Here is a 793-nt window from a genome sequence, read left to right as displayed (position 1 = left end):
GCCAGAAATGGGCGCAGGGGTTTTTCGTGCGGAATGCTGCTCTGCCACCAATGGCTGAACAAGCAATCGATCCCATGCTATTGTTCCCCACTCAACCAGTGGGGGCGGTCATGTCGGACTTTCAGAAAGCAGTTATCTCCACGCCGGGCAGCGAGCGCCTCGCCAAAGCGCCACATGGTGCGAAGGTAGTCGTCCATGCCACTGCCGCCGAGACCAACGGCGCATTCGGAATGTGGGAAACTTTCACTCTCCCTGGGAAAGGCCCGACCCCCTCACACTCACACGCGCGAGACAGAGGTTTTTTAGGGTGGTTTGCGGGACTTATCGTTTTCCAGTGCGGTGACGAAGAATTCGATGCCCCTCCAGGCACTGTCGTCGTTCTGCCCCCTTACGTGCGTCACAGCTGGCGCAACATTGGCGACGAGCCCGGGCAGATGTTCGCAATAGTAACGCCGGGCGGCTTCGAGCAACTCTTCATGGAGATAGAGGCGTCTGGTGCCGCCTCGCCCGACGAGATAGCAATGATTGAAGCCCGTCTTGGGATAATCAACGACGAGACGTTGGCGCTCGATCGTTAAGGCTACGGCGTACGCTTCACGTGGATACTGAGAAAAACGCTCCTTTCAAAGAGGATGTGCGTCGGATTGGTTGCCTAACGCTGGAAATGAACCGCTCCCGGCACTGCGCCGCTCCCGCACCGCACCTAATACCAAAGTCATAATCCCATCGTCGCGGTGCCTTTCGGCCGTCATTTCTGTCATTTTTTGCTTTGTTGGCTGCGTTTTTGAGTCTG

1 protein-coding gene is annotated in these 793 nt (G+C 56.9%); it reads left to right on the top strand.

Annotated features, from left to right (window positions below; genetic code table 11):
- Window positions 1–110 precede the first annotated feature (110 nt).
- Window positions 111–578, top strand: a complete 468-nt coding sequence (locus EOA24_RS39875; RefSeq protein WP_126082790.1) for a cupin domain-containing protein — start codon at window positions 111–113, stop codon at window positions 576–578.
- Window positions 579–793 lie beyond the last annotated feature (215 nt).

It is taken from the genome of Mesorhizobium sp. M2A.F.Ca.ET.039.01.1.1 (assembly GCF_003998035.1).
Lineage (GTDB): Bacteria > Pseudomonadota > Alphaproteobacteria > Rhizobiales > Rhizobiaceae > Mesorhizobium.
This window is presented reverse-complemented; position numbering and strand designations above follow the sequence as displayed.

What these genes read in the sequence shown, in the direction of transcription:
- EOA24_RS39875 (WP_126082790.1), top strand. Translation starts at nt 111, where the DNA reads ATGTCGGACTTTCAGAAAGCAGTTATCTCCACGCCGGGCAGCGAGCGC.